The 4917-nt window shown below is 77.1% G+C and carries 5 protein-coding genes; 3 read left to right on the top strand and 2 right to left on the bottom strand.

Annotated features, from left to right (window positions below):
* Window positions 1-221: 221 nt before the first annotated feature.
* The gene (locus AB6N24_RS22625; RefSeq protein WP_412871609.1) at window positions 222-743 is read right to left on the bottom strand and encodes an aminoacyl-tRNA deacylase; all 522 of its coding nucleotides are present in this window, start codon (window positions 741-743) and stop codon (window positions 222-224) included.
* Between the two features lie 98 nt (window positions 744-841).
* Between AB6N24_RS22625 and AB6N24_RS22620 the strand changes: the two genes are divergently transcribed.
* Window positions 842-1396: an RNA polymerase sigma factor gene (locus tag AB6N24_RS22620; RefSeq protein ID WP_412871608.1), complete on the top strand. Its 555-nt coding sequence runs from the start codon at window positions 842-844 to the stop codon at window positions 1394-1396.
* A complete protein-coding gene (locus tag AB6N24_RS22615) occupies window positions 1393-2790 on the top strand; it encodes an outer membrane protein assembly factor BamB family protein (RefSeq protein ID WP_412871607.1) in 1398 nt (465 codons plus the stop codon). The genes AB6N24_RS22620 and AB6N24_RS22615 overlap by 4 nt, the downstream gene beginning before the upstream one ends.
* An 18-nt stretch (window positions 2791-2808) precedes the next feature.
* On the opposite strand, the gene AB6N24_RS22610 is transcribed toward AB6N24_RS22615, so the two are convergent.
* Window positions 2809-3969: a glycoside hydrolase family 26 protein gene (locus AB6N24_RS22610; RefSeq protein ID WP_412871606.1), complete on the bottom strand. Its 1161-nt coding sequence runs from the start codon at window positions 3967-3969 to the stop codon at window positions 2809-2811.
* Window positions 3970-4202: 233 nt separating this feature from the next.
* On the opposite strand from AB6N24_RS22610, the gene AB6N24_RS22605 reads away from it, so the two are divergent.
* Window positions 4203-4766: a SigE family RNA polymerase sigma factor gene (locus tag AB6N24_RS22605; RefSeq protein WP_412871605.1), complete on the top strand. Its 564-nt coding sequence runs from the start codon at window positions 4203-4205 to the stop codon at window positions 4764-4766.
* Window positions 4767-4917: the final 151 nt, after the last annotated feature.

The following is a 4917-nucleotide window of genomic DNA, read 5'->3' as shown; positions in this document are numbered from 1 at the left end:
GGCCGGGGTCCCGGCGAGCGCGGACGCGCCGACCGGTGCGGCCAGCGCGGCGGCGAGGAGGGCGGCGGTCGCGGCGGCGACCCGGGCGGACCTGCGGAGGTGACGCGTCACTGCGGATTCTCCCTTCGCGCTCTACAACGATGTAGAGCAACGTTGAAGAAGATACCGAGGCGTCCGGATCGACGTCAATGCCTCGTGCGGCGGGCCTCGGCGACGCTGTCTCAGCGCGGCGGCTCGGGGTCCGTCACGTCCGCGACCGTCGCCCCGAGCGCACGCACGAGGTCGTCGCCGTCGACGGTCGCCGAGACGCCGTGCGCCCCGCCCCCGATCGACGCCGGCCGGCCCGGCACCCGCTCGTCCGCCACGACGGGCCACGCGTGCGTCGACCCGAACGGCGTGATCGTCCCGCGCTCGTACCCCGTCACCGCGAGCGCCGTCGCCGCGTCCGGCATCGACATGCGCGTCACGCCGAGCAGCGCCCGGAGCTTCGGCCACGAGATCGCGCGGTCCCCGGGCACGAGCACGAACAGGTAGTCGTCCTCCGCACGCCGCACGACGAGCGTCTTGACGATGCCCGCGGGGTCGATCCCCCGGACCTGGGCGGCCTCCGCGAGCGAGCGGACCAGGCCGTGGCGGACCACGCGGTACGCGATCCCGGCGGCGTCGAGCGCGGCCGTCGCCCGCTGCTCGCCCGGCGTGCGGGACTCGTCCGGTGCGGTCGCGGGCTGCGGGTCCTGTGCCATCCGCCGAGCGTACGGCGGACCCGCCCCCAACGTTCCGGCCACCTGCCTCGTTGAGGCTGTGTGAGCCCACGACGCCCCACCTCGCCGAGGAGACCCGCGTGAACCGCTGGCAGGACGTCCTCGCGGAGGTGGTGCAGGAGCGGCGCCCCGCGCTCGTCGGGTACGCGTACCTGTTCACCGCGGACCGCTCGCGCGCCGAGGACCTCGTGCACGACGCGCTCGTGCGCACCGCGGGCCGGCCCCGGACCCTGACCGACGTGCACACCGCCGAGGGCTACGTGCGCCAGGTCATCCGGACGCTGTTCCTCGACTCGGCACGCCGGCAGACGTCGTGGCGCGCGAAGCTGCACCTGCTCGCGGACGCCGGCGACGCACCCTCGCCCGAGCGCGCGGTCACGGCCGGGCTCGACGTGCGGGCGGCGCTCGCGGAGCTGTCCCCGCGGGAGCGCGCGTGCGTCGTGCTGCGCCACGTCGACGACCTCACCGTCGCGGACGTCGCCGCCGAGCTGAACCTGAGCACCGGCGCGGTGAAGCGCTACCTCTCCGACGGCACCGCGAAGCTCCGGGCCGCACTGGGGCCGGACGCCGCGCAGACCGAGCCGCCGGCCGCGACCCTCCTGACCGTCCCGCGCAGTGGAAGGACCGCCCGATGAGCCCGCTGAGCGACCTGCTGACGGACCTGGCCCTCGACGAGGAGCGTGCCGCCGCCGCCACGCACGACGGGCCTGCCGAGCTGCGCACCGTCCTCGCGGACGCGCGCCGGGCCGGACGCCGACGGCTCGCCGCCACCGTGACCGCGTCCGCTGCGGCCGTCGCGCTGGCCGTGACCGCCGCGACGGTGCTGCCGGAGCCCGTCGACCGAGCACCGGCCCAGCGCGACCAGGCGACCGCCGCACCGGCGCCCGTGGAGCCGGCACCCGGGCCGGTCACGACGGGCACGGGGGCCCGCGGCCTCGTCGCCCCGCTCCCCTCGCCGCCGCGGGTCGCGTGGACCGTGCCGACGGCGGGCCTCCTGCCGGGCGCCGACCCGCTGATGCCGCCCCGCCTCGGGATCCGCGCCTCCCTGGAGCCGCACGGGGGCCGGCTCGCCGCCGCAGCGGGCGGCCACTGGCTGATCGAGCTCACGGACGCGCGCGGGTCGTCCGTCGTCGGGATCGGCGTCGCCGCCGGCACCTTCGGCTGGGCGCGCGCGGTCGACGCGGTCACGGGCGGCCCGCCGGGCCCGTGCGCCGGCGTCGACCGCACCGGGAGCCTCGTGTGCGTGGGGACGGGCGCGGAGGGCGGTCCGGCCGTGCAGCTCGTCGACCCGCAGGACGGGAGAGTCGTTCGCGAGGTCCCGGTCGCGCTCGACGCGTGGTCCGTGGCGGTGTCCGGCGAGGTGGCGGTCGCGCACGGCGCCGGCGCGGACGGGGACCCCGCCTGGGCGGCGGTCTCCACGCGCACCGGGGCGACCCTCTGGGCCGGCGACGACCCCGAGCCGCCGACGGGCGCGTCGCGGGAGCCCTTCGCCACCTACGTGCGCGACGGCGCCGTGGTGCTCACCAGCGCCGGCCGCGAGCGCGTCCTCGACCTGCGGACCGGCGAGCCCGTGACGCCCGGCGTGCCCGTCGAGCCGGCCCCCGCCGTGCTCAGCCCCGCGCCGCGTGACGTCGCGGTCGCCTGGCAGCTGCGGGACGGCGCCGGTGTCACCGTGGTCAGCGACGCCGCGGGCGGCGCGCCGCTGTGGGAGGTCACCGCCCGGCCGCTCGGCGTCCTGCCGGGCAGCGTGCTGACCGAGGACGCCGGCGCCACGACCGTGCGCGACGCGGCGACGGGCGCGGTGCGCTGGTCGACCGAGCGGGCATGGCCCGTCGCCTTCGACGGGACCCGCCTCGTCCTCGCCCACAGAGGACCCGACCCCGACCTGGAGGTCGCCGGCCTCTCGGCGGTCGACCTCCGCAGCGGCGCGACGGCGTGGACCCTGCCGGTCGCCGCCCGCACGGTGCTCGCCGTCGGCGACGGCCTCCTGCTCGAGCAGGACGGTGCGCTCACGGCCCTCGTCCCGTGAGGGCGCCGGCCGTGGCCCTCAGCGGTACAGCGCCGCCGCGAACGCCGCCGCCGACTCCGGTGAGCTCGCCATCCGCCAGTCGGTCTCCTTGTTCTCGTCGAACCAGATGATCCCCAGCAGGCCCTGGCCCGCGGACCACGTGATCAGGTCCTCGACCCACGCGGCCTTCGAGCCGCCGAGCTCGCTCGACGCGGTCTCGGTGACCAGGAGCGGCTTCGACGGCGCGAGCGCGCGCAGCTCGGCGAACGTCTGCTCGAACACCTGCCGGCCGGAGACCCAGCTGCCCCACGACACCGACGTGCCCCAGTTGTAGCCGTCGACCCCGAGCACGTCGACGTACGCGTCGCCGGGGTACAGCGCCGTGAGGGGCGTCGAGCCGGGGTAGACGACGTTGGGCGCCCAGACCCAGCGGACGTCGTCGGCGCCGTGCGCGGCGAACACGTCGTGCACGTGGCGCCACGCGTCGACGTAGTCCGCGGCGGTGTTGCCGTTGACGCCCGCCGACCACGGGTACCAGTCGCCGTTCATCTCGTGCGCGAACCGCAGCAGGACCGGGCGGTCCCACGCCGCGAGGGCGTCGGCCCACTGCGCGAGGTACGGGTCGAAGTCGCCGGCCGTGACGCGGTCGAGCGCGTACGCGGGCTGGTCCACGCCGCCCGTCCACACCCACGGCTCCCACGTGACGACGGGGACGGACCCGGCGTCGGTCACGGCCTGGAGCTTCGCGACGTCGGGCGCCTCGCCGAAGCCGGTGTACCACTCGAGGTAGGCGGGGACGTGGCGCAGGACCGCCGTGGTGTCGGCGAGGCGCTGCGCGTCGACCGGCCCCCACGGCACGGTCACGCCGACCGGCACGGCCCACGAGGTGCTCGGCCCGGCGGTGGGGGTCGGCGTCGGGGTGGGCGTCGGCGTGGGGGTCGGCGTCGGCGTGGGGGTGGGCGTCGGCTTCACCTTGCCACCCTGCACCTTGGTCGACGTCGTGGACGACGTGGCCGACGCGCGCGGCGTGCGGCTCGCCGCGAGGACGACGCGGCCGTCGAGCGGGACGCGCAGCGTCGTGTCCGACGCCGCCGGCGACTCGGGGTCCGGGGTGGCGCCGGCGTGGGGGCCGTACGGCGCGGCGGTCACCGCGAGGACGGCCGCGAGCGCGGCGGCTGCGGCGAGACGGAGGTACGGCATGGGAGTCCTTGCGGGGCGAGGTGGGGTGTCGACCTCCTGATCGGGCCGGCGGCGGGTCGGTGCAGGCGTCCGGCGGTGCGACGCCCGGTCGGCCCAGTCCCTTTGTCGGGTGCGTCCCCAGGTGTCACTCTCCCGGTGACCGCACCCCGGACCGGCACCCAACGTTCTCCGCCCGGCGCGCGTTGAGCGCAGCAGACGACGGGCCGGGGACGGCCGGAGGAGGGACGACCCACGTGGCCGACTGGCAGGCGGTGCTCGAGGAGGTGGTCCGCGAGCGACATCCGGCGCTCGTGGGGTACGCGTGCCTGTTCACGACGAACCGCCCCGCGGCGGAGGACCTCGTGCAGGACGCGCTGGTCCGGACGTTCTCCCGGCCGCGCGCCCTCACCGACCGGCACACCGCCGAAGGGTTCGTCCGCGAGGTCATCCGCACGACGTTCCTCGACCAGCTCCGCCGGAAGCGCACCTGGACGTCGCGGGCCCACCTGTTCGTCCAGCCGGAGGCGGCCGACGACACCCCGGACCGCTCCGCGGCCGCCGCGGTCGACGTGCAGAGCGCGCTCAACGCCCTGCCGGCGCGCGAGCGGGCGTGCGTCGTCCTGCGGTACTTCGACGACCTGCCCGTCGCGGACATCGCGCAGGCGCTCGGCATCAGCGCGGGCTCGGTCAAGCGGTACCTGTCCGACGGCACCGCGAAGCTGCGCCTGTCGCTCGACGTCACGGTCCGGCTCGACGAGCCGGGAACCACGTCGGTCGCCGTCCACCCCGTCAGCCGGGCCGGAAGGAGCCAGTCGTGAGCCGCGACCTGACCGACGTCCTGCACGCCTTCGTCGACGACCGGGCCCGTGCGTCCGCCGCGGAGGGACCCGACCCGGCGCAGCGGGCCCGGACCGTCGCCGCGCTCGTGCGGCGCCGGCGCACCCGGCGCGTCGGCGGGCTGGCTGCGGC

Source organism: Cellulomonas jepli (assembly GCF_047229345.1).
Classification (GTDB): Bacteria; Actinomycetota; Actinomycetes; order Actinomycetales; family Cellulomonadaceae; genus Cellulomonas_A.
This window is presented reverse-complemented; position numbering and strand designations above follow the sequence as displayed.

Bases quoted from the DNA above. Each gene is read 5' to 3' on its own strand.
- AB6N24_RS22625 (WP_412871609.1), bottom strand. From the start codon at position 743: ATGGCACAGGACCCGCAGCCCGCGACCGCACCGGACGAGTCCCGCACG.
- AB6N24_RS22615 (WP_412871607.1), top strand. From the start codon at position 1,393: ATGAGCCCGCTGAGCGACCTGCTGACGGACCTGGCCCTCGACGAGGAG.
- AB6N24_RS22610 (WP_412871606.1), bottom strand. From the start codon at position 3,969: ATGCCGTACCTCCGTCTCGCCGCAGCCGCCGCGCTCGCGGCCGTCCTC.